The organism is Pararhizobium sp. IMCC3301 (assembly GCF_030758315.1).
Classification (GTDB): Bacteria; Pseudomonadota; Alphaproteobacteria; order Rhizobiales.
Map to the genome: position 1 here is coordinate 3,243,552 of NZ_CP132336.1, position 23,325 is coordinate 3,266,876.

The 23,325-nt window shown below is 56.5% G+C and carries 22 protein-coding genes and 1 tRNA gene; 18 read left to right on the top strand and 5 right to left on the bottom strand.

Annotation, left to right across the window (positions count from 1 at the left end; all coding sequences use genetic code 11):
* Nucleotides 1-538: 538 nt before the first annotated feature.
* From RAL88_RS15675 to RAL88_RS15695, 5 genes are all read left to right on the top strand, one after another.
* On the top strand, nucleotides 539-1,891 hold the full coding sequence (locus RAL88_RS15675) for an ABC transporter substrate-binding protein (protein ID WP_306264800.1): 1,353 nt from the start codon (nucleotides 539-541) through the stop codon (nucleotides 1,889-1,891).
* A gap of 85 nt (nucleotides 1,892-1,976) precedes the next feature.
* The gene (locus tag RAL88_RS15680) at nucleotides 1,977-2,984 is read left to right on the top strand and encodes a carbohydrate ABC transporter permease (protein ID WP_306264801.1); all 1,008 of its coding nucleotides are present in this window, start codon (nucleotides 1,977-1,979) and stop codon (nucleotides 2,982-2,984) included.
* 11 nt (nucleotides 2,985-2,995) lie between these two features.
* Nucleotides 2,996-4,144, top strand: a complete 1,149-nt coding sequence (locus RAL88_RS15685; protein WP_306264802.1) for a carbohydrate ABC transporter permease — start codon at nucleotides 2,996-2,998, stop codon at nucleotides 4,142-4,144.
* Between the two features lie 20 nt (nucleotides 4,145-4,164).
* On the top strand, nucleotides 4,165-5,817 hold the full coding sequence (locus RAL88_RS15690) for an alpha-amylase family glycosyl hydrolase (protein ID WP_306264803.1): 1,653 nt from the start codon (nucleotides 4,165-4,167) through the stop codon (nucleotides 5,815-5,817).
* 15 nt (nucleotides 5,818-5,832) lie between these two features.
* Nucleotides 5,833-6,930 carry an ABC transporter ATP-binding protein gene (locus RAL88_RS15695; RefSeq protein ID WP_306264804.1) on the top strand — a complete coding sequence of 366 codons (1,098 nt, stop codon included), beginning with the start codon at nucleotides 5,833-5,835 and terminating at the stop codon, nucleotides 6,928-6,930.
* 38 nt (nucleotides 6,931-6,968) lie between these two features.
* On the opposite strand, the gene RAL88_RS15700 is transcribed toward RAL88_RS15695, so the two are convergent.
* Together RAL88_RS15700 and RAL88_RS15705 are read right to left on the bottom strand one after the other, a co-directional pair.
* Nucleotides 6,969-7,781 carry a lytic transglycosylase domain-containing protein gene (locus RAL88_RS15700; protein WP_306264805.1) on the bottom strand — a complete coding sequence of 271 codons (813 nt, stop codon included), beginning with the start codon at nucleotides 7,779-7,781 and terminating at the stop codon, nucleotides 6,969-6,971.
* Nucleotides 7,782-8,015: 234 nt separating this feature from the next.
* Nucleotides 8,016-8,807: a glutathione S-transferase family protein gene (locus RAL88_RS15705; protein WP_306264806.1), complete on the bottom strand. Its 792-nt coding sequence runs from the start codon at nucleotides 8,805-8,807 to the stop codon at nucleotides 8,016-8,018.
* Nucleotides 8,808-8,963: 156 nt separating this feature from the next.
* Between RAL88_RS15705 and RAL88_RS15710 the strand changes: the two genes are divergently transcribed.
* The 6 genes from RAL88_RS15710 to RAL88_RS15735 all read left to right on the top strand — a co-directional run bounded on the left by RAL88_RS15710 (nucleotide 8,964) and on the right by RAL88_RS15735 (nucleotide 15,049).
* Complete coding sequence (locus RAL88_RS15710) at nucleotides 8,964-9,965, top strand: TRAP transporter substrate-binding protein (protein WP_306264807.1); 1,002 nt, start codon at nucleotides 8,964-8,966, stop codon at nucleotides 9,963-9,965.
* 87 nt (nucleotides 9,966-10,052) lie between these two features.
* The gene (locus RAL88_RS15715) at nucleotides 10,053-10,568 is read left to right on the top strand and encodes a TRAP transporter small permease (RefSeq protein WP_306264808.1); all 516 of its coding nucleotides are present in this window, start codon (nucleotides 10,053-10,055) and stop codon (nucleotides 10,566-10,568) included.
* Nucleotides 10,565-11,866 carry a TRAP transporter large permease gene (locus tag RAL88_RS15720; protein WP_306264809.1) on the top strand — a complete coding sequence of 434 codons (1,302 nt, stop codon included), beginning with the start codon at nucleotides 10,565-10,567 and terminating at the stop codon, nucleotides 11,864-11,866. The genes RAL88_RS15715 and RAL88_RS15720 overlap by 4 nt, the downstream gene beginning before the upstream one ends.
* Before the next feature lie 10 nt (nucleotides 11,867-11,876).
* Nucleotides 11,877-12,824 carry a D-2-hydroxyacid dehydrogenase gene (locus tag RAL88_RS15725; RefSeq protein WP_306264810.1) on the top strand — a complete coding sequence of 316 codons (948 nt, stop codon included), beginning with the start codon at nucleotides 11,877-11,879 and terminating at the stop codon, nucleotides 12,822-12,824.
* Nucleotides 12,825-12,859: 35 nt separating this feature from the next.
* Complete coding sequence (locus RAL88_RS15730) at nucleotides 12,860-14,038, top strand: Xaa-Pro peptidase family protein (protein ID WP_306264811.1); 1,179 nt, start codon at nucleotides 12,860-12,862, stop codon at nucleotides 14,036-14,038.
* A gap of 36 nt (nucleotides 14,039-14,074) precedes the next feature.
* Nucleotides 14,075-15,049 carry an amidohydrolase family protein gene (locus RAL88_RS15735; protein ID WP_306264812.1) on the top strand — a complete coding sequence of 325 codons (975 nt, stop codon included), beginning with the start codon at nucleotides 14,075-14,077 and terminating at the stop codon, nucleotides 15,047-15,049.
* A 3-nt stretch (nucleotides 15,050-15,052) separates the two neighbouring features.
* Here RAL88_RS15735 and RAL88_RS15740 read toward each other — a convergent pair whose 3' ends face one another.
* Nucleotides 15,053-15,964: a pirin family protein gene (locus RAL88_RS15740; RefSeq protein WP_306264813.1), complete on the bottom strand. Its 912-nt coding sequence runs from the start codon at nucleotides 15,962-15,964 to the stop codon at nucleotides 15,053-15,055.
* A 376-nt stretch (nucleotides 15,965-16,340) separates the two neighbouring features.
* Between RAL88_RS15740 and infA the strand changes: the two genes are divergently transcribed.
* The 5 genes from infA (at nucleotide 16,341) to RAL88_RS15765 (ending at nucleotide 19,489) form a co-directional block, all read left to right on the top strand.
* Nucleotides 16,341-16,559 carry a translation initiation factor IF-1 gene (gene infA / locus RAL88_RS15745; RefSeq protein ID WP_306264814.1) on the top strand — a complete coding sequence of 73 codons (219 nt, stop codon included), beginning with the start codon at nucleotides 16,341-16,343 and terminating at the stop codon, nucleotides 16,557-16,559.
* A gap of 44 nt (nucleotides 16,560-16,603) precedes the next feature.
* Complete coding sequence (locus RAL88_RS15750) at nucleotides 16,604-17,287, top strand: Maf family nucleotide pyrophosphatase (protein ID WP_306264815.1); 684 nt, start codon at nucleotides 16,604-16,606, stop codon at nucleotides 17,285-17,287.
* Nucleotides 17,288-17,340: 53 nt separating this feature from the next.
* Nucleotides 17,341-19,062, top strand: a complete 1,722-nt coding sequence (locus RAL88_RS15755) for an NAD(P)H-hydrate dehydratase (protein WP_306264816.1) — start codon at nucleotides 17,341-17,343, stop codon at nucleotides 19,060-19,062.
* Nucleotides 19,052-19,249, top strand: coding sequence for a DNA gyrase inhibitor YacG (gene yacG / locus RAL88_RS15760; RefSeq protein WP_306264817.1), 198 nt, complete (start codon nucleotides 19,052-19,054; stop codon nucleotides 19,247-19,249). Before RAL88_RS15755 ends, yacG begins: the two co-directional genes overlap by 11 nt.
* 165 nt (nucleotides 19,250-19,414) lie before the next feature.
* A tRNA-Phe gene (locus RAL88_RS15765) sits at nucleotides 19,415-19,489 on the top strand.
* A gap of 90 nt (nucleotides 19,490-19,579) precedes the next feature.
* On the opposite strand, the gene RAL88_RS15770 is transcribed toward RAL88_RS15765, so the two are convergent.
* Both RAL88_RS15770 and RAL88_RS15775 read right to left on the bottom strand, forming a co-directional pair.
* Nucleotides 19,580-20,641 (bottom strand): tyrosine-type recombinase/integrase, encoded by a 1,062-nt coding sequence (locus RAL88_RS15770; RefSeq protein WP_306264818.1) that lies wholly within the window; start codon nucleotides 20,639-20,641, stop codon nucleotides 19,580-19,582.
* Nucleotides 20,642-20,891: 250 nt separating this feature from the next.
* Complete coding sequence (locus RAL88_RS15775; protein ID WP_306264819.1) at nucleotides 20,892-21,473, bottom strand: hypothetical protein; 582 nt, start codon at nucleotides 21,471-21,473, stop codon at nucleotides 20,892-20,894.
* A 218-nt stretch (nucleotides 21,474-21,691) separates the two neighbouring features.
* Between RAL88_RS15775 and RAL88_RS15780 the strand changes: the two genes are divergently transcribed.
* Both RAL88_RS15780 and RAL88_RS15785 read left to right on the top strand, forming a co-directional pair.
* Entirely contained in the window at nucleotides 21,692-21,982 is a 291-nt protein-coding gene (locus RAL88_RS15780) for a hypothetical protein (protein WP_306264820.1), read from the top strand.
* Between the two features lie 82 nt (nucleotides 21,983-22,064).
* The gene (locus RAL88_RS15785; protein ID WP_306264821.1) at nucleotides 22,065-23,318 is read left to right on the top strand and encodes an IS1380 family transposase; all 1,254 of its coding nucleotides are present in this window, start codon (nucleotides 22,065-22,067) and stop codon (nucleotides 23,316-23,318) included.
* The last annotated feature ends 7 nt before the right edge of the window (nucleotides 23,319-23,325 follow it).

Here is a 23,325-nt window from a genome sequence, read left to right on the forward strand (position 1 = left end):
CCGCAGGCAACCTGCAGACAGGTGCCTGATCCCGGATATCCGGCCACAGCTGAAAAAATGATACGACGAACCGGAAGCTCAAGCTGCGGTTCGCGAGCATCTTTTGTTGCTGCGTTCAGCGCAGTACTGGCTCGCGGTTTTATACCTTTCGAATGCAAATTCAGGCTGCAGCCGCCGCCCTTGGGCGTGCGTGCATCTTGTATTCCTGAGACATTATGGAGAGCAGTTTCACACGGTGGCACTGGCAAATTCGCACATCCCATCGTTGCAAAAACGTTAAGAGATGAATTTCAAAGCGCCTTCAATCCAATCCGTATTTCCGTAAAAACAGACTGATGCAGCTGCCAGTCGCCAGAAAATGCACAGTGAGAGGAATGGCGGAATTTCAATGTCAAAATGACGCAAACAACAAATATGAGTTGACAACTCTTGAGAAAAGAGCGGTATATTTGTTTCCAAAGCGCTTTGAATTTTTGCATTGGCAGGTGCTTGGAATAAGTTGTATGTGTTAAGCACATTCATTCTGGGAGGAATTTTGATGAAAAACCTACTTTTAACGAGTGCGATGGCCTTCGTCCTTGCCAGCGGTTCAGCTCAGGCACAGAGCGCGCTGATGTTCGAACCGGGTTCAGGCGAGTTTAACTGGGCCAGCTTCGAGGCCCTGAAATCAACCCAATTGAACGGCGAGCAGGTCACCGTGTTCGGGCCATGGCTCGGCCCCGATCAAAAAGCCGTTGAAGCCGTGCTGGCCTATTTCGCCGAGGCGACCGGCGCTGATGTGAAATATGTCGGTTCCGACAGTTTCGAACAACAGATCATGATTGACGCGGAAGCCGGTTCAGCGCCGAATGTTGCGGTGTTCCCGCAACCGGGCCTGGCCGCCGATATGGCCAAGCGGGGGTTTTTGTCGCCGCTTGCTGAGGGAACCGCAGACTGGATTCGCGAAAACTACGCAGCCGGCCAATCCTGGGTTGACCTTGGGACATACGCAAATGCACAGGGCGAAGACAATCTCTATGGCTTCTTCTACAAGGTTGATGTGAAATCCCTGGTCTGGTATTCGCCGGAAAATTTTGAAGATGCCGGTTACGAAGTGCCGCAGAGCATGGAAGAACTGAAGGCTCTGATGGATCAGATTGTCGCCGATGGCGGTACACCCTGGTGTATTGGACTGGGGTCCGGTGGCGCGACCGGCTGGCCGGCAACGGACTGGGTGGAAGACATGATGCTGCGCACGCAGCCTCCATCCGTCTATGACCAGTGGGTGAGCAATGAAATCCCGTTCACTGACGAACGTGTGGTCGCTGCCATTGAAGAATTCGGAGCCTTTGCCCGCAACGATGATTATGTCGCCGGCGGTGCCGCTGCTGTTGCATCGACGGATTTCCGGGACAGCCCGAAAGGTCTGTTTTCCTCTCCGCCGCAATGCTACATGCACCGTCAGGCCTCCTTCATCCCGGCGTTTTTCCCGGAAGGCACGATGGTCGGCGCTGATGCCGATTTCTTCTATTTCCCGGCCTATTCCGGCAAGGATCTGGGAAAGCCGGTTCTGGGCGCCGGTACGGTCTGGGCGATCACCAGCGACAGCCCAGGCGCGCAGGCACTGATCGAATTTCTGAAATCGCCAATTGCCCACGAAGTGTGGATGTCACAGTCCGGTTTCCTGACACCGTTCAAAGGTGTCAATACCGCACTTTATGCTGATGATACGCAGCGTGCCCTTGGTGATGTTCTTCTGGGTGCCACAACATTCCGCTTCGACGGGTCTGATCTGATGCCCGGCGGCGTCGGTGCCGGATCATTCTGGACCGGAATGGTGGATTATGCCGGTGGCAAATCTGCTGCTGACGTTGCAGCCGAAATCCAGGCTTCCTGGGATGCGCTGAAATAATCAGCCACGGCCGCTTGCGGCCGGTGAGGAACCCGGTATTGCAGCCGGGTTCCTGCCACACATAAATCACATCGGGGAGGGGAATATGCATCCTGCAATTCAGGGAATGCTGACAATCATCATCGGCGTTGGCGGATGTGTCGGCTACTATTACTTTTCCAATCAGTTTCTGGACAAGGTCCTGTTTCCGGCCAGAGGTGCCAATATCGGGCGCAATATAAACCGCGCCAATATGATACGCCCCTGGTTGTTCCTGTTCCCCGCCTTGCTGGCGCTGGGTCTGTATCTGGCCTACCCGGTTTACGAAACCCTGCGCATGTCGCTGACCGAACGCGTTGCCGGTGGCGGTTCCAATTTTGTCGGTCTGGATAATTACACCCAGATGTTCGGCGAACCGAAATTCTGGGAAGCGCTGCAGAACAATTTCTTCTGGTTGCTGGTGGTTCCCGCCATGTCGACCGCATTCGGCCTTCTGGCCGCTCAACTGACCGACCGCATTTCCTGGGGCAATATCGCGAAATCGCTGATTTTTATGCCGATGGCGATTTCTTTTGTCGGTGCGGCCGTGATCTGGAAACTGATTTACGACACTCGTCCCATCGATCAGGAACAGATCGGTGTTTTGAATGCGCTCTATCTGTGGTTTGGCGGCACTAAGCCAGAGACCTGGCTGACCATTCCGTTCTGGAACAATTTCTTCCTGATGGCTGTGCTGATCTGGATTCAGACCGGGTTTGCCATGGTGATCCTGTCGGCCGCCCTGCGCGGAATTCCCGAAGAAACCATTGAGGCGGCAATTCTTGACGGCGCCAATCCGTTTCAGATCTTCTTCAAGATCAAGGTTCCCCAGATCATGGGCACCATTGTCGTGGTCTGGACCACCATCACCATCGTTGTCCTCAAAGTGTTCGATATCGTGTTTGCCATGTCCAACGGGCAGTGGGAAACCCAGGTTCTGGCCAACTACATGTATGACAAATTGTTCCGCGCCAATGACTGGGGCGTCGGCTCCGCCAGCGCCATGATCATCATGCTGCTGGTCACGCCGATCCTGGTCTGGAATGTCTACAACGCCCGCAAAGAGATGCGCTGAGGGAGACGACAATGGACAATATTGCAGGAACAAAATCGGGTCTGACCTGGGCGGTCCACATTTCTGTCGCCCTGCTGGTCCTGCTGTGGCTTTTCCCCACCGCAGGTCTGCTGATCTCCTCGTTCCGAACCTCAGATCAGATTGCCACAAGCGGCTGGTGGAAAGCCGGATTTCCCTCTGAACAGAACCTGACATTGCGGACAGATGCTCCTGACGCACAGGTCCAGGAAGGCGATGTATTTGTCGTTCAGGGCAATCTGTTCGGTGAGCCGGGCGATGCTACAATTTCGGTTTATGGCGTCTCGTCCCAGCAAATCGATATTTACAAGGCTGGCGAAACCGCCGATCTGAAAGACGGTGCAAGCGTCACCGTGCAGGTCAATGGCGACTATCGCATGGAAAGCCCTGTAGAGATGAGTGGACGGCGTGGCACACGCATATTCGTTACCGCCAAGACACCACCTGAATTCACCTTGCGGAACTACCAAAATGTTCTGTTTGACCCCTCCAACAGGGAAGGCATGGCGAAGGCGTTCTTCAATACATTAACGGTCACAATTCCAGCCACGATCATTCCCATTCTGGTGGCCGCCTTTGCCGCTTATGCCCTGGCCTGGATGGATTTCCCCGGACGCGCCCTGCTGATTGCCGTCGTCGTCGGTCTGCTGGTGGTGCCCCTGCAACTGGCGCTCATTCCGCTTCTCAAATTTCACAACCAAATCGGCATTGGAAAAGGGTATCTCGGTGCCTGGTTGGCCCATACAGGATTTGGCCTGCCGCTGGCGATCTATCTGTTGCGAAATTACATGGTTGGACTGCCGCGGGATATCATTGAAAATGCCAAGGTTGATGGCGCCACGGATTTTCAGATTTTCGTGAAAATCATTCTGCCTCTCAGTTTCCCGGCTCTGGCCTCCTTCGCCATATTTCAGTTCCTGTGGACCTGGAATGATTTGCTGGTGGCTCTGGTGTTCCTGATTGATTCGACAGGTGAAACCACGGTCATGACAAAGCAGATCGTTGAACTGCTTGGCACCCGCGGCGGCAATTGGGAAATCCTCGCGACATCCGCCTTTGTGTCGATTGCAGTGCCGCTGGTGGTCTTCTTTGCAATGCAGAAATACCTCGTGCGCGGCCTGCTCGCCGGCTCAGTGAAATAGGGCGGACGAGTATGGCAGCAATGGCTGAAATTGCCCCGGCAGGCCTCCCGGCGAAGGACTGGGACTGGTGGCGTGGCGCGGTGATTTATCAGATCTATCCGCGCAGCTTCCAGGACAGCAATGGAGATGGCATCGGCGATCTGCTCGGCATCCGGCAGCGTCTGCCCTACATCGCCTCTCTGGGTGTTGACGCGGTCTGGATTTCTCCATTCTTCACCTCGCCGATGAAGGATTTCGGCTACGATGTCAGCGATTATTGCGATGTCGATCCGTTGTTCGGATCGCTGGCGGATTTCGATGCTGTGGTGGATGAGGCGCACCGGCTTGGTGTCCGCGTCATGATAGATCTTGTGCTCAGCCATACCTCCGACCAGCATCCGTGGTTTGTGGAAAGCCGCAAGGATCGGGAGAACCCCAAAGCTGACTGGTATGTCTGGTCAGACCCGCTGCCCGACGGCACACCGCCGAATAATTGGCTGTCCGTTTTCGGCGGGTCCGGCTGGCATTGGGATGCCAGGCGCGAGCAGTATTATCTGCACAATTTCCTGGGCTCCCAGCCCGATCTCAATTTTCACAATGACGCAGTGCAGGCCGCGCTTCTGGATGCGACCCGCTTCTGGCTGGAGCGAAAGGTTGATGGTTTCCGTCTCGATACGATCAATTTCTATTTCGCCGACAAGGAGTTGCGGTCCAACCCGCCACTGCCGCCGGAACGGCGCAATTCGAACATCGCGCCCTCGGTCAATCCCTACAATCATCAGGAGCATATCCACTCCAAGAACCAGCCGGAAAATCTTGATTTTCTGAAGCGGTTTCGCGCCGTTCTCGACGAGTATCCGGCAGTGACGTCTCTGGGTGAAGTGGGAGATGCACAGTTCGGCCTCGATATTTTGGGGCAGTATACCAGCGGCGATGAGCATGTTCACATGTGCTACGCGTTTGAATTTCTCGCCGCCGAGCGCCTGACTGCGGCGCGCATTGCAGAGGTCTTCTCAAAGCTGGATGAAGTGGCCCGCGATGGCTGGGCCTGCTGGGCCTTTTCCAACCATGATGTCACGCGCCACAGCACGCGCTGGGACCTGCCGCCTGCGGCGCTTCGGCTCTATGCCACTATGATGATGTGCTTGCGCGGATCGGTCTGCCTCTATCAGGGCGAAGAACTCGGCTTTCCGGAAGCCGATGTCGCCTTTGAAGATTTGCAGGACCCTTATGGCATCGAATTCTGGCCGGAATATAAGGGCCGCGACGGCTGCAGAACGCCGATGACATGGGACAAGTCGAACCTCAATGCCGGGGTGTCCGAGGGCAAGACCTGGTTGCCCATCGCATCCGCCCATCTGGCGCTGTGCGTGGAGCGTCAGGAAGAGGACCCGACATCACTTCTGCATCATTACCGCAAGGCAATCGCTTTCCGTCATGAGCATCCGGCCCTGATCAAGGGCAGGGATAAAGGGGTGCGGCACGAAGGCGATATTGTTCATTTTATTCGCAGTTTTGGTGGCCAGCAGATGTTTTGCGCCTTCAATCTCAGCGATACGCCCTCAGTGCTGGATATGCCTGCCGGCAAGTGGCTTCAGACCGGTGCAGAGCTGGGCAGTGCCAATGTGTCTGCGGATGGAAAATTACATTTGGGGCCATGGCAGCCTTGCCTTGCACTCAAAGCGAAAGCTTAAACGGGGAGAGAAAACATGGCCAATTTGAAACTGGTGGATGTCGAAAAGACATATGGCGGGACCGTTAATGTCCTGAAGCATATTGATCTCGAAATCGAGACCGGCGAGCTGGTCGTGTTTGTCGGGCCATCGGGTTGTGGCAAATCCACGCTTTTGCGGATGATCGCCGGGCTGGAAAAGATCAGCGGCGGCCAGTTCTTTATCGATGGCGAGTTGATGAATGACGTGCCACCGGCCCAGCGCGGCATCGCCATGGTGTTCCAGTCCTACGCGCTCTATCCGCATATGACAGTTCGCGACAATATGTCTTTTGCCTTGAAGATCGCCAAGAAATCCAAGTCGGAAATTGAAGCAGCCGTCGATAAGGCTGCCAAAACCCTGCAACTGACCGACTATCTGGACCGCCTGCCGAAAGCCCTGTCCGGCGGCCAGCGCCAGCGTGTCGCCATTGGCCGCTCCATTGTCCGCGACCCCAAGGTCTATCTGTTTGACGAGCCGCTTTCCAATCTGGATGCCGCCCTGCGTGTTGCAACACGTATCGAGATTGCCCAGCTCAAGGAATCCATGCCCAATTCCACGATGGTTTATGTCACCCATGATCAGGTCGAGGCGATGACCCTGGCGACCCGGATCGTGGTGCTCGCCAATAAGGGAATTGCCCAGGTTGGCAGCCCGCTGGAGCTGTACGAAACACCTGAAAATGAGTTTGTTGCCCAGTTTATCGGCTCACCGGCGATGAACCTTCTGGCTGGTGAAATCGTCTCCACCGGCGCACGCACCGGGGTCAAGGTCGCCGAAGGCAAGGGCACGATCATGGCTGACATTCCAACACAGGTCAGCGATATGGGCCTGCAAGTCAATGTCGGCATCCGGCCGGAAGATATGGCCCTCACTGATGGCGAGAATTACGCCTATGAAGCCAAGGTTGAAATCAGCGAAGCCCTGGGCGAGGTCACCCAGGTCTATTTCGCCAAGTCCGATCCGAACAGTGATCCGGTGATCGCTAAACTGCCGGGCATCCACCGCAATGTGCGCGGCAATCTGCTGCGCATGACCGCTGATCCTGCGAAACTGCACCTGTTCAGCAACGGCAGGTCCTTGCTCTATCGCTAAAGCATTGTTTTAAAGGCGAGCGACCGGATCGTCCGTCGTCACAGCGATGCGGCAAATTTCGCGATTGCCTGCTGATAGGCCGAAGACGCATTCCATTCTTTCAGCACGCCAAAATTACGTGTGCCCGGACCGTAGGGCTGCCCTGGTTTCCAGCCATAGGAACGCAGATAATTGGCTGTCGAGGCCAGCACATCGGGGACCGAGCCGATGAGATCGCGGCGGCCATCACCGTCATAATCAATGCCGAATTTGACATAATTCTTGGCCATGAACTGGGTCTGGCCGATTTCTCCGTGACGTGCGCCGCGCATCTGGCCTCGATCAATCCAGCCCTTGTCAATGATCTGCAGGGCCGCCATCAGATTGGGTTTGAAAAATCCAGAGCGCCGGCAGTCATGGGTCAGCGAGGCCAGTGATGTGACAATATCGTATTTGCCGGTATAGCCGCCAAATCCGGTTTCCATGCCCCAGATCGTAACAAGGATTTCTTTCGGCACACCATATTGATTTTCAATGTTGCCGAGAAGTCTGGCATTCTGCTTCAGCCGGCTGCGCGTGGGACCGAGCAGGCCTTTGGTCTTCTTTGCATAGAAGCTGGCAAAATTTGTATCTGCATGTTTGAAACTGCGACTGACGCTGCGATCATATTTGATAACGCCGGGCGAATATTCGGTAGAGGCCAGTGCTGCCAGACCACGCTGACCGATTCCGGCAGCTTGGGCTTCTCTGGCGAAATCCCGTTTGAACGTGTCAAATCCGGCACCATTATTGCTGCACACGGCAGCCTGAGCGGAACCGGAGATCAGCGCCAACGAGAACGCGCCAACGAGAATGCCGAATTTTCTATGCATCAAAGCCTCATCAAATTTCTGATTCTATTGCAGAATCTTATTAAAAAAACGGGGCAGACGATAGAGTCGCGCACCCCGTGATGAGCAAAAAACAGCTAAAATCCGGCATTTGTGTGATTAACATTGCCGTTTTTGTTGTTGGACTTTCACGCGATAGAAGCATTCAGGGGGAAGCATTCAGGGGCAGCCCGGCTTTCTCACCACTTGCTTCAGCAACATCTGCAGACAGGGTGTTCACATGGACTTCCAGATCTCTTTGATTTCCGGCCAGGCAGCTTGTCCCGCCTGCTGTGTCTGTTGGGCGAGTTGTGGCGGGATCAGACTTCCAATTGCAGTCTGGTAGCTGGGTCGCGCCTGGCTGGCACGCAGCCAGGTCTCAATTGCCGGATAGCGTTCCGACCAAAGCCCGCTCAGGCCCAATCGGTCGAGCCGGTCAACATAGGCGATCAGTGCAATGTCGGACAGGCCGTATCTGCCATCCGTCAGCCAATCCGATTTTTCCAAATTCCGCGCCATATCCTCGAACATCCGCAGCAGCGTGAACAGGGCACCAGCGACGTAGGGAGATTTCACGCCATTACTATACAGATCCAGACGTTTGGACCGGATTTGCGGGTTGGGAAATTTTGCAATACGAGCCCGAACTTCCTCCGGCGTGCTGTCTTGAAGCTGTTTTTGGCGCATCAGCGTGGCAAAGGTCACAGAATTGATCGCCGCATGTATATCAATTGTCCGTATCAGCCACAGATGCACTGCGGCAAGGGCCTGTGGCGCAGTGGGAGCGAGCGGATTGGCAGCACTCAACTGGTCGAGATATTCTGCAATGACACTGGATTCGCGCAGCACCAGCCCATCATCAACAAGGGTTGGAACCACACCTTCAGGGTTCAACAACAGATAGTCAGGTTCGTACTGTTCACCCTTCGCCAGTTCCAGATGCACGCTCTCCCACTGCAATTGCTTTTCAGCCAGTGTGACACGGACCTTCTGCGAACAGACGCTATTGTTGTTATGATAAAGCTTCACCAGCGCAATCTCCCGTTTGTGTCCCGGCTAAAACGGCAACACAATTGACATTTAATGAAAATCCACGATACGATACAAGTGTACCACGAAGCAGTCAACCTGCGGCCAAGTGGCCATGGGGGAGGGACCTTCTGCGGGAGTACAGTGGAGGAAAATATGCTAATCAGATCAATACTGAAATTCGCACTTGCGCTGGCCATCAGCGCCGTACCCATCTCGGCGGTCTCCGCCCAGAAACTCAAAGTTTCGAGTTTCCTGCCGCCCAATCACACTTTTCACAAGATGCTGGACATGTGGTCGGCCGAAATGAGCGAGAAATCCAATGGCGAGTTGTCACTGGAAGTCTTCACATCGGGCCAGCTTGGTCCACCTCCGCGCCAGTTTGAACTTGTCGCTGCGGGCGCTGCCGATCTGGCCATCATTCTTCATGGCGCAACACCGGGCCGTTTCCCTGTCACGGAACTGGCCGGGCTGCCGCTCAGCTTTCCATCCAAGGGCGATAACAGCGCCATCACATCGCGCCGTCTGACAGAACTTGCGCCGGAATTTCTGGCCGAAGAGCATGCTGGCACAAAGATCATGTGGATGGCGGTCACACCGCCCTTGAAAATTCACTCCGCAAACGCGGATTTGAGTGTGCTTGAGAATATCAAGGGTCAGCGCATCCGCTATGCCGGAGCGATCTGGCAGCAGGTGATCGAAAAGCTGGATGCTGTGCCAATGGCAATTCCGCCTGCACAATCTGCAGACAGTATGTCCAAAGGTGTTGCTGATGCAGCTTCATTCCCGTTTGAAGCGACCAAGGCATTCGACATGGCTTCTATCGTCAAATACTCGCTTGAGCCGGGTATAGCGTCGGCCACCTTTGCCGTCGTCATGAATGAAAATACCTACAACAGCCTCAGCCCGGAAATGCGCAAGATCATTGACGAGACGACCGGTCCGGACCGCGGTGAAGCCTTCGGCAAGATGTGGGACGAAGGCGAAGCGGAAGCACGCGCCTATATGGAAAGTGGCGGCGTTGAGATTGTGCAGCTGTCTGATGCCGAACGGGCGAAACTGGAAACTCTGGTTGCTCCCATAGTGGAAAGTTTTACCTCAGCCGTCGATGCTGCGGGTAAACCCGGCAGTGCATTCGTGGAAGCCTACACGAAGTAGATCTGTTTGGGCCGGGTATCGCCCTCAGATGCCCGGCCTCCAACATTTTTGGCACCGCGCCGCAAGCAGCCAGCAGGGATTGAACCGATGCCGCCCAACAGCCGTTTCAGGCGTCTGTCGCAGTTTATTTTTGAATTGCAACTGAAGCTGTCAATGCTTGCCCTGTTTGCAATGATGCTGATCATCGTCGCCGACGTGTTCATGCGCTACGCTTTCAACGCACCCATTCGCGGCACCTATGATCTGGTCGGGATTCTGCTGGTCATCATGGTGTTCTTTGGCCTGGCCCGTGTCATTGCGGACCGTGCCGAAATCACCATTGATATTGTCGACGGATGGCTCCCGGCGGCAGCGGTGCGGCTGTTGATGGGTCTTGCGGCTTTTGTCGCACTTGGGGTGCTGGTGTTCTTCTTCTGGTCGATGATAGGACCGATGACCAGCGCCTACAATTATGGTGACCGCTCTCTGGAACTCAATCTTCCCGTATGGCTGATCTGGGTGCTGTCCCTGATCGGCCTCAGCGGAGCAATCCTTGCCGCAGCTTTGACTGCGTTTTCTCCCGGGACTGCCACACCGGTCGATAACAGGGACGCAGCACAATGAGCATCCCGGTTATGGGTCTGTTGTTCATGTTGCTGCTGTTCGGCCTTTTGCTGCTGCGCCAGCCGGTGTGGCTGGCCCTGGCGCTGTGCGGCATTGTCGGTAACGTGTTGCTGTCAAATGTCACAGTGGCAAAACTGGTGGCCGGCACCACAATTTTCGACATTGCCTCAAGCTATGGCTTGTCGGTTGTGCCGCTGTTCATTCTGATGGGCGAAATCGCCTCCAAATCCAGATTGTCGGCGGATCTGTTCAAAGCCGCCCGTGTTGTCCTGTCCGGCATGCGCGGCGGTCTGGCGGTCGCCACAATTTGTGCATCCGGTGCCTTTGGCGCGATTTGCGGCTCATCCATTGCAACCGCTGCGACAATGACCCGGATTGCCATGCCGGAAATGCGCCGCGCCGGTTATGACGAAGGCATTGCAGCCGCATCTGTGGCATCCGGCGGCACTTTGGGAATTCTCATTCCGCCCTCCATTATCCTTGTGATCTACGGCTCGATTGCCGAAGTCTCAGTGCCCAAACTGTTCGCCGCATCCCTGTTCCCCGGGCTTATTCTGCTTGTCCTTTATGCCATTGTTGCCCTGGTCGTCGCCGCCCGGTCTCCGGACCGGGTGCCGCTCGATTCCAGCGCGAGCATGGCAGAGCGTTTCAAAGCGCTGCGTCAGCCATGGCAGTTCATCGTGTTGTTCGCCGCAACGATCGGCGGCATCTATCTGGGCGTCTTCAGCCCCAATGAAGCCGCTGCGGTCGGCGCGTTTGGTGCCATTGTGCTGGGATTTGCCACAGGAAATCTGACATTTGAGCGCCTCACCGAAGCTGTGCGCGTATCGGTGATCACATCCGCCGTGCTGTTCATGATCATCATTGGTGCCACGATTTTTGCAAATTTCGTTGTTCAGACCCGCCTGCCGGAACTGCTTCTGGCGAGCGCACGGGATTTTGGCCTTCAACCATGGGCGGTCGTGACCATCATCATTCTGCTCTATGTGGTCATGGGATGCTTTCTGGAAGGCATCGGCATGATGCTGATCACTGTACCGGTCTTTCTTCCGGTCATCATTGGCTACGGCTATGATCCGATCTGGTTCGGTGTTCTTGTTGTCGTTGTCGTCGAGCTGGGTCTGATTACGCCTCCGGTGGGGATGAATCTGTTTATCATTCAAGCGCAGATTCCGGGCACCAGTATCCGCACACTTTATCGCGGAATACTGCCGTTTTTGATTGCCCCGCTGATCCTGATCGCTATCCTGTTCGCGCTTCCGCAATTGACACTCTGGCTTCCATCCATCCTCTATTAGCGAAACCGCCATGCCCTCAAGAACTGTTCTGATATATGATCGAAACGCCGACTGGTACGCTGAACAGCTTGCTAAGCTTTGCCCCGGTTACCGGTTTGTCACAGCGACCAGCGCGGACGACGCCATGAAGCTGGCAGGTGAGGCGGAGATTCTCATGGCACTTGCGCCGGCGATCAAGCGCGATTTGATCGCCGCCATGCCGAAGCTGCAATGGGTTCAGGCCCTGACAACGGGCGTTGATAATCTTGTCGCCATGGCAGAGCTGTCGCCCAAGGTGACACTGACGAATTGCAGCGGATTTCATGGACCGCAAATGTCGGAACTGGCGCTGTTGCTGATGCTCTCGCTGGCGCGCAATTTTCCGGCAATGCTGGACAACCAGCAGGCCGCAAAATGGGAAAGATGGCCGCAGCCCCTGCTGACCGGGAAAACCGCCTGCCTTGTCGGCCTGGGCAGCATTGCCGAAACGCTGGCAAAACGCTGTGTCGCGCTGGATATGCGCCTTACCGGCGTTTCCAATGGCCGCTCCCGACTCGACGGATTTGACCATATCTACAAACGCGACGAGATCGGCAGCGCCGCGCGTGATGCGGATTTTCTTGTTATCATCGTACCTTATTCCAGTGAAACCCATCACATCATCAATGCCGAAACGCTTGATGTCATGAAGCGGTCCGCCTTCCTGATCAATATTTCACGCGGCGGTTGTGTCGACGAGCGCGCTTTGCTGTCGGCCCTCGACAGCGGAAAGCTTGCCGGTGCCGGCATGGATGTCTTCGAGACCGAACCTTTGCCCGCCCAAAGCCCGCTCTGGCACCATCCGAAGATCATCGTGACACCACACATCGGCGGCATGGCGGATATTTATCATCAGCAGGCTCTGCCGATTGTCGCCGAAAATTTCAGCCGCTATGGACGTGACGGCGCTGATGGTCTGGCCGGAAAATTTGACCGTTAACTTGCTCCAGAAGGCAAAACCACGAGGATAATACCGTGAAACTGCGCTCTCCGATTACCGATGCAGAACTGCAGCGCCGCTGGACTGAAGTTGCCACGGCCATGAAGGATCAGGATATTGATGCATTGGTGATGCAGAACACCAGCGACTGGGTGGGCGGCTATGTCCGCTGGTTCAGCGATATACCCGCTTGCAATGGCTATCCCAGAACCCTGGTTTTTTACCGCGATCAACCCATGACAATCATCGAGATGGGCGCGTTTGACGTGGTGCGGGACCTGGCCGGCAAGGACGAGATACACCGCGGTGTCGGGCGCATGGTTCACACCCCGTCCTTCACCTCCATCGGTTACACCAACACCTATGATGCCGCGCTTCTGGTAGCTGAATTGCAACGCACCAAACCGGCAAAGGTCGGATGGCTGACACCCGGTGCGCTACCGTTCAGCCTGATTGATTGTGTGCAGAACATGCTGGACCGGCCGGAACTGGTCGATGCCACCGATCTGGTTGACACGATCAAGGCGATCAAGAGCCCTGAAGAGATTGAACTCATTCACCGCACGGCGCAGTTGCAGGACCGGGTGTTCGCGGAAGTGTGCGATTTTCTGCGTCCCGGCGTAACAGATATTGATGTCGCCAATCACGCCCAGGCTGCCGCGCACCGGCTCGGCAGCGATCAGGGGATTTTCCTTGGAACCTCTGCGCCGCTTGGCCGCTCCTCGCGTTTTGCAGGCCGCGCATTCCAGGGGCGCACCATTGAGACGGGCGATCATTTTTCCCTGCTGATCGAGGTCAACGGACCCGGCGGCGTCTATCTGGAAATTGCACGGACCATGGTTCTTGGCACGGCCAGTGATCATCTGTTGCAGGCCTTTGACCATGTCCGCAAGGCCCAGGATCACACTTTGTCGCTGATGCGGCCCGGAGCAGATCCTGCCAGCGTGGCAGCAGCTCACGATGCCTGGATGCGGGATCACGATCTGCCGCCTGAAACCCGGCTTTACGCGCATGGCCAGGGTGTCGACATGGTCGAGCGCCCGATGATCCGCAAGGATGAAACCATGCCGCTGGCCAGGGATATGTGTTTTGCGGTTCATCCGGGTTTTGACGATGGCCAGGTGTTTGCGGTGATCTGCGACAATTACATGATTGAGGCGGACGGTCCGGGTGCCTGCCTGCACAACACCGACAAGAAGATTTTTCAACTCTGATCATCAGAATACGCACTGCACTGAAGGGCCAAGAATATGAACAATGCAAACGGACACAGGAAAATAGCCATTGAAGAGCATTTCATGGCACCGGATTTTGTCGATTACTGGTCAAAGACCGCGATTAATATCAGTCCGGCAATGTTCGGCAAAGCCCGTGACGCGCTGCAGGATTTCGGTGAGGCGCGCCTCGCCAATATGGACCGCAACAACATTGAAAAGGCGGTGCTGTCTTTGGCCGGACCCGGCGTGCAGGCGGAACCGCAAACGGTCACTGCGGTGCGCATGGCGCGGCGCTGCAATGAATTTCTCGCAGAGCAAATCAGCAAGCGGCCGGAGCGCTATGCAGGTTTCGCCCATCTTGCCATGCAGGACCCGGCGGAAGCTGCATCGGAACTTGAGCGCTGTGTCACCGAGCTGGGTTTCTGTGGCGCGATGATCAACGGCCAGACCAATGGTGCCTATCTCGATGATGACCGGTTTTCTGTGTTCTGGGAGCGCGCCTCGGATCTGCAGGTGCCGGTCTATATCCATCCCAATAATCCGCCGGACGTACCTTACATGTATCACAACCACCCGGAATTGTTCGGCCCGGTCTGGTCATGGACGGTTGAAACCGGAAATCACGCCTTGCGGCTGCTGTTCAGCGGTGTCTTCGACCGCTATCCCGACGCCAGGCTGGTGCTCGGCCATATGGGCGAGACGCTGCCCTATCAGTTATGGCGTTTTGACAGCCGCTGGGAAATCAGCAATCGCGGCGACATGACACTGGAGATGAAACCGTCGGATTATTTCCGGCGCAATATATATGCCACCACTGCAGGGGTGTGTTCCGATCAACCGCTGCGCTGCGCCATCGATGCCATGGGCGCGGACCGTGTGATGTTCTCCGTGGATTATCCGTTTGAAAAAGCAGATGACGCAGGATCGTGGATCGAGAACGCGCCCCTGTCTGACGAGGAGCGCGATCTGGTGTGTTACCGCAATGCCAAGACCCTGCTGCGGCTATGAGCCTTATGCCGTTTTTCGGATAAAGGTGCCGGCGTTCAACTCATTGACCGCCTGCATCAGTTCCTGCCGTGTATTCATGACGATGGGGCCGTGCCAGGCCACCGGTTCCTGAATTGGAGTGCCTGACACCAGCAGAAAGCGAATGCCCTCGTCACCGGCCTGAACAGTAATTTCATCACCGCTGCCAAACAGCACCAAAGAGCGGTTGCCTGTCTGGTCCCGGATCAGCAGCTCTTCGCCATTGGCTTCCTTTTCAGTGAGAACGCCAAACGGTTTGGACGCATCGCGAAATGTGCCGGAACCTTCAAAAATATAGGCGAAGGCTTTCTGCCGTGTGCTCACCGGCAGGGTGCGTTTGCGGCCAGCCGGCACGAACACATCAAGATAGCGCGGTTCGGCAGCAATGCCATCAACCGGGCCTTTGCGGTCCCACAATTCTCCGCAGATGATTTTCACCTCGGTGCCATCATCCTCCTGCAGCAGCGGGATTTCGCTGGCCTCGACATCCTGATAACGCGGATCGGTCATTTTCAGCTTGCGCGGCAGATTTGCCCACAGCTGAAAGCCGTGCATCTTGCCCTTGGCGTCGCCTTCCGGCATTTCCTGATGCAGAATACCGCTGCCGGCCGTCATCCACTGCACATCGCCGGCCTGAAGCGAGCCCTTATTGCCCAGGCTGTCGGCATGTTCAACACTGCCCGATAGAATATAGGTGATGGTTTCGATACCGCGATGCGGATGCCAGGGAAATCCGCGCATGTAATCCTGCGGCTTGTCATTGCGGAAATCATCCAGCAGCAGAAACGGATCCGCCATCTCCGGGTCGCCAAATCCGAAGGCGCGATGCAGCTTGACACCGGCACCCTCCATGGTTGGCTGGGCCTGAATAATCTGATTGACCGGGCGAATGGACATGACAATGCTCCTGAATTGTTCACAACACATATAATGCCACGCAACCCGCATGCCATGTGTTGAACAGTGTGTTTATATTTTAACCGCTGCCAGTTCCCCGCCATTTCCCTGCCAGATCGACACTGGAACATTCAGGGGAAATATGAACCGATTGAGGACGGATTAATTGGCATTCACAACGGGAAAGCCCTATATTCTGTAAAATGTGTAAGTGATGCTATTTCGGCACGGTATATGGTGACCTTTGCCTGCCGATCTGGTAACAACCTCCCAAATAGCGCTGAATTGTGGCCTGATGGCCTGTTTGGCGTGTCGAAAATCAGTCTGACCGGCCAACCCGATTCAGATTTAAGAATTGTTTTAGATAAGGAATCCTATGGCTAAGGAAGAAGTCCTTGAGTTTCCCGGTGTGGTCACCGAGTTACTGCCCAACGCGATGTTTCGCGTGAAATTGGAAAATGACCACGAAATAATCGCCCATACGGCTGGCCGCATGCGCAAGAACCGCATTCGTGTGCTCGCAGGCGACAAGATTCTGGTGGAAATGACGCCTTACGACCTGACCAAAGGGCGCATCACCTACCGCTTTAAGTAAACAGACGACGTCCTTGGCGTCAGTGCCCGCGGGTAATCAGTAAAATGGCCGCCAAACCCACCCCGAAATTGGTTCTTGCCTCTTCGTCGCCGCGCCGGCTTGCGCTGTTGCAGCAGGTCGGCCTGCAGCCGGACCGCCTGCAGCCGGTTGATCTGGATGAAACTCCGCGTCGCCGCGAAAGCCCGCGTGCCCTGGCCGGTCGGCTTGCCTGTGCCAAGGCGCAGGTCGCCCGCGATACGCTGGTGGCCCATGCCAGATCGATGGATGCCAGGAAGGGCGAACACGCGGATATGGCACCGAAAACCGACCGCTACGATGACGCCTTTGTGCTCGGCGCGGATACGGTGGTGGCGATCGGACAGCGCATCCTGCCGAAAACCGAAACCGTCAATGAAGCCGTTGAGGCTCTGGAGCGTCTGTCAGGCCGGGCGCACAGAGTGTATACCGGCGTCGCCTTCATCACCCCGCGCGGCGGTATGCGCAAACGGCTGGTTGAAACCAAGGTGCGTTTCAAAAAACTCTCGCGCATGGAAATCGATGCCTATCTGGCGTCCGAGGAATGGCGCGGGAAAGCCGGCGGTTATGCCATTCAGGGTCTGGCCGCTGCCTTTGTCACCAGCCTGCAGGGCTCTTATACCGGTGTGGTCGGCCTGCCGCTGTTTGAGACCGTTTCGCTGCTGCAGGGCGAAGGCTTCCCGGTGGTTCTCAACTGGCTGAACCACGAATAGCAGGCCGGGGATAGTCCGGCTGGCATAACAGAGCAAGTCCGGAACCGGCAGATATGGCCTGTGCAGACATCACCTTTGTCAGATTTGACCAGCAGCGGCTGAAGCTTCTGAGCGCAGCTCAAATGCGCCGCACCGAGCAGGCCGCGATTGCGTCAGGCCGGGTCACAGGTCGCTCGATGATGCAAACCGCCGGGCGCGGTGTGGTAGAGGCACTGTTTCGGGCCGAACCGCATCTGGCAGCGCGCGGCCATCGAGCTGTGGTGCTGTGCGGACCGGGCAATAATGGCGGCGACGGTTTTGTCATTGCGCGTCATCTGCACAGCCTTGGCTGGCGGGTTGAAGTATTTTTCACCGGCGATCTCGACAGGCTTCCCGCCGACGCTGCCGAATATGCGGCGCAATGGCGGGAAACCGGCCAGGTAACACCTCTGCCGGACCTCACCGCCGCCATTCTGGCAAACGCCGATGTGGTGTTTGACGCGCTGTTCGGTACCGGTCTTGTGCGTCCTCTCAGCACCGGCCTGCTTGCCACACTCGACATGGTCGCGCGCGAAGCGCGCACCATAGTCGCGGTCGATATGCCTTCCGGGGTGAGCGCCGATACAGGCCGCATGCTCAAGCCGGAACCCTTGGATACAACCAGGCAAAACGCCGCCGCCCAGCAGGGCAGGGTCTGGCCGCAGGCGAGCCATGTGGTGACGTTTCAGCGCTTGAAGCCGGGCCATGTGTTTTTCTCAGAGCAGGCCGCGACAGGTGCATCATCCCAACAGCCGATCCCGGTTCTGGCGGTGGTTGATCTGGGTATAGCGGAGTTCGAACCGCCCGACCGGCTTTCGCCCGCCAGTACCAGTGCTGTGGAGACAATCCATGCCGGTGGTTATCCGCTGCGCCTCGGCAAGCCCAATCTGGCGCATAAATATCAGCACGGTCACGCCCTGATACTGGCCGGCGGCAGCGGCCATGGCGGAGCCGGCCGGCTGGCGGCACGGGCGGCGCTGCGGGTCGGGGCAGGGGCCGTCACCCTGGGCTGCCCGCCGGACGCATTGGTTGAAAACGCGGCGCAACTGAACGCCATCATGCTGACCCCGGTTGCAGATGCCGCGGCTCTGCAAAGCCTGCTTACTGATGGCCGCAAAAACGCCCTGTGCCTTGGCCCCGGATTGGGTGTCGGAATGGCGGTGGGGCAACGCACCCGCTCACTGGTGCTGGCGGCACTGGCCAGCGGACAGCCGCTTGTGCTTGATGCAGATGCTCTTATCAGCTTCGCAGATGATCGTGCAGCCTTGTTTGCCAGACTGCACCAGCGCGTGGTGCTGACCCCCCATGGCGGCGAATTCGCCCGGCTGTTCCCTGACATTGCAGAAAAACTTGACGCCACAGCACCTGACCAGCTTGGCGGCGCCGGATTGTCAAAAATTGATGCGGCCCGTGAGGCCGCCGCAAGGGCGGGGTGCTGCGTCCTGCTGAAGGGGTCTGTTACCGTCATCGCTGCAGCCGATGGCCGGGTGGAATTGTCCATCGCGCTTGGCCAACGGCAGGTCCCCTGGCTCGCAACTGCCGGTGCCGGCGATGTTCTGGCGGGCTTTATCACCGGCCTGCTGGCGCGCGACTTTGAGCCTTTTGAAGCGGCAGCCGCTGCTGCCTGGCTGCATGTCGAATGTGCTGTCGCGTTCGGCCCCGGCCTTATTGCCGAAGACCTGCCAGACATGCTACCCCGCGTTTTGAGCCGGTATCAAGCCGAGCTGCAATCAGGTGATGGATGCAATGAGCGATAGCAAGATAACCCCCTTGAGAAAACCGGTGCCTTGCCCGATCTGCAAGAAGCTGTCGCACCGCGAGAGCTATCCGTTTTGTTCCACCCGCTGCGCCAATGTCGATCTGGGGCGCTGGTTCGACGGCAAATACGCCGTTCCCGTGGTTGAGGAAGACCCCTCCAGCGACGAATTCGACACCGAAAACTGACGCCCGATTCGGCTCTGCAGCGCCGTCCGGTTTTTTCCCGGAAGAACCGGGAATCGTCACTGGACAGGTGTTTGCGACTTGCCTATAACCCGTCAGCAACAAGATCGGCCCTTGCCTCGGGGCGGCTGCCGCAAAGCGCAGATGTGCTGGCAGAAGATCGCGAATGCCCGGGTAGCTCAGGGGTAGAGCAGCGGATTGAAAATCCGCGTGTCGGTGGTTCAAATCCGCCCCCGGGCACCATTCATTTATTTTTTCCTGTTTTTTCAGTGTATTAGGTGGCGATTTTGTCCCACCGGCTGCCACCATTTCGAAAAGTGGGACACTTTTGTCCTACTTCTGTTCCGCCGTCATACGTTTCAAGGCACTTTCCGCTCGGATCTTCTGACTGGCGGCGCGGGTGTATCTGGTGACTTCCTTCGAAGTTCTGTGCCCGGTGATCGCCATAATCTCGAATTCGGTACAGCCTATTTCAGCGAGACGTGCGGCAGCCGCCTTGCGGAGTCCGTGAACGGAACACTGTGGAAGCCCCGCATCATTGCACCATTTGCGGAATCGATTCCCAAAACCATTGGACGTGAAGGGCCGATTAAAGGCCGTTACCATGAACGTTAAATCGCCCGTAGGGGTGGCGTCGATGATCCGCTGAAGAACAGGCACAATCGGAATTTCCAGGCGGACGGGATTATGGTTACGGTTCTTGTGTTGGGTGAATACCAACCACCCGTCGCGGACGTGTTGTTTCCCGAACTGAACAATGTCCGAACGCCGCTGCCCCGTGTAGAGGGCCAAGGCCAAAGCCAGCCGCGCCATGCTACCCACAGGGTGCGTGTCTTCGAACTGTTTGATCTCGCCCAAGGACCAGGAATGGAAGCCTTCAGACCCGCTATTGAGGTATTCAATTTCGGTCGCGGGATTACGGTCGTGCAGATCGTATCGGACAGCGAATTTGTAGAGTTGCCGAAGCGCCTTGACCATGCTGTTTGCAGCTTCCGGGCGGTCCATTTTTTCGTCGCGGCGCGCCCGAATGTGCTTTGGCTGGAGCAATGCGAAGGGTTTGTCGCCGTCGTTCTCGTGCTGGCAGAACCGCTCGAGGATACCCCTGCGAACCTTCTGTGTTCGGGGGTCCAATTCTCGAAACATTGCAGATTTATAGTATTCAGCGCAGAGCGCACGCACCGATCCGGGGACTACTTGCCCCACCTTCGACTCTGCTTTGGTCTTCGATTTGCCCGCGAAGGCCGCCTTGTAGGCGGCCAGAAATTCGGGAGAGCCGACAGGTGACGGTAGTCGAATTTTGCGCCCATTCCGTCTGAAATAAAGGCGCACGTTGCCGTGTCGGTCTATATCTTCGACGACGTATTTCAATTTGATCTTCATAAAATCCCCGGACATATCTAAGTGTCCCAAGGATTATTGTCTATATTGCCGTCGCTGGGCAAGGCTTCGAAGTATTGGTCCAAAGCCCGAACGTCCCAGACTTTGCGTCCGTCAATCCGTTTTGGTTTTGGCATTCGCCCATCTGAAACCATTTCGTCGAACTTGGTTGCACCGACCCCGACATAGCCTGCCGCCAGGACACGCGACAGCCCCCTCCGCGTAGGCGGCGACACCAGCGCGCGATCAGTTTGGCGAGACTCAAGCATCAGCCGGGAAGCCCCACTAATTCGATGAGCGGCGCGAAGAGGGCGTAGAGGTCGACACTCGCCCGTGTTCTAACACGTCTGCGCCCAAGGATTTCGTCAGAGGTTGCTAAAACCGATGGCGGCTCCTTGGACGCGTCAAAGACGAATTCGGCTGCCAACCCTCCTCCAGTATGGAAGCCAGGGCGCTTCAGTTCGATCTGAAGGCTCCAATTCTCTCCAAGGGCGACCCCATGGATAGCATCGAGTAGGCCGCCCTTCGATGCCCAGGCTCCGTCACGTTTCATGGATGGTGCAACGTTCAGACCGTGGGGATATCGCCGCTCTGCGGCCTCCACGATGGGTTCAAAAGCCCTGAGGTCCATCGCGATTCCGGCGAGTTCGGTGTAGATCGAGGCGCGAAAGATCTCGATTTTCGGGAAGGCCAGAGTCTTCCTGTCGTCGACCACAATACCTTCGCCAAGCAATCCGCGTTTCGCCATGTAACGGAACCGGTTTAAAATCGAATCTTGATCCTTTGGACTGAGCCCGCTAGCCCGGCAGTAGGCGTCGTGCATCTGACTTGCAGTGTAGAGTTCGCTCATCATCTAGGTCTCCCGCTGGAGCACATATAGCATACTCTAGCGATATCGCCAGATAAAATTCGCGATATCGCTAGACGTTTGGCAGGATCGTCAGATATGGTTCTGATTATGCTTCGGTTTCTGAATGGTCTCTTCGAGCCGGAAAGCGCGCGCAGTTCATTCAGAATGCCCCGGACAGCGTCGCCGCGTTCAGGCAAAGCACACAAAGAGGGGCGTAATTGCAGGGACCAGAGGAACTCGCGCGAGAGAAGATCGACCAGCGGCTGACGGCGGCTGGTTGGGTCTTGCAGGATCGCGACAGCTTTGACCGCAATGCGGCAGTGGGCGTTGCCGTTCGCGAATTCCCACTACCTGCCGGTTTTTGCGATTACCTTCTGTTCGTCGGGGGCAAAGCCGCTGGAGTCATCCAAGCCAAGAAAACCGGCATGACCCTAAGTGGAGTCGCTGACCAGCGGAGAAATATGTGCTCCGGCCACCGGAACATCTGGCGCGCCGGGACGAGTTTTTGATCCGCATATCCCAGATGGCTTGACATAAAGGGACTGATGGATTCTGGTTTGTTGAGGCAAATCAATCTATTAGGTGGCCGCGATGTTGGTTATTCGAGGCAATGCAACGGGTGAATCAGTTTCTAAGCCTTTGAGGTTCAATTTTGACCGGCGATTGAAGCTCCAGTTCCACGGCGCGAAGCTTAGCTCGGATAGCGGCTTGTTGCTGTTGCGGGAACTGGACGATGCTCTGGGACTGAGCCAGATGACGTCATGGGAACTGCGTGATAACCGTACTGGCAAGAACTCTCGTTACCAACTACTCGCGATGTTCCGCCAATCGGTGTTTGGCCGTATTGCAGGTTATGAAGATGTCAATGATGCCACCCGGCTGGCCCGCGATCCGGTGATGCGGCTGATCACCGGGCAACGGGACTTTGACCGCCATGGAGCTTCAGAGAGCCAGATGGGGCGGTTCGAGACGGGAACGCTTGTCAGCAAGAAGAACCTGATGGCTTTGACTGATCTCGGCGGCAGGTGGATTGACCGGGTTCAGCGGTTGCGCAAATCGCCCAATCTGATCCTGGACATTGATAGTTCGGTAAGCCCGGTACACGGCGAGCAGGAAGCTTCGGCTTATAACGGCCATTTTGGTTGTAGCTGTTATCATCCGCTGTTCGTGTTCAACCAGCACGGCGATCTGGAACGCTGCTCCCTGCGTCCTGGCAAAGTTCACAGTGCGGACAACTGGCGAGCGGTGCTTGATCCCATTATCGGGCGCTATCGTTGGACTGGCTTATGGCGCAAATACCTGCGTGGCGATGCCGCTTTCGCCATCCCTGAGTTGTTCGACTATCTGGAAGCCAATGAGTTTGGTTATGCCATCCCTCTGAGAGCCAACAAGGTTCTGGAGCGCCGTATCGCTCATCTTCTCAAGCGTCGCCCGGGTCGCCCGTCAACCTCCGTGGAACGCCATTATGCCAACTTCACCTATCAGGCTAAGAGCTGGAGTAAGCCACGCCGGGTCGTGGCCAAGGTAGAGTGGCACCCCGGAGAGTTGTTTCCCCGAGTGGGCTTTTTGGTCACGACGCTGACCGTTCCTGATGAACGGGTGTTCGAGTTCTACAACCGGCGCGGCACGGCAGAGCAGTACATCAAGGAAGGCAAATACGCGCTCAAATGGACACGGCTTTCCTGCAAGAGCTTCAAAGCCAACGAGGCTCGGCTTCAGCTTCATGCACTGGCCTGCAATCTGGCGAACTTCCTGCGCACATTAGTTCCCCGAGTAACGGCATATCTACAGCTTCTCCATATGCTCGTCACGCTGCTGGCAGGCGGTCCCGGGCCTGGAGGTTGAGTTCCTG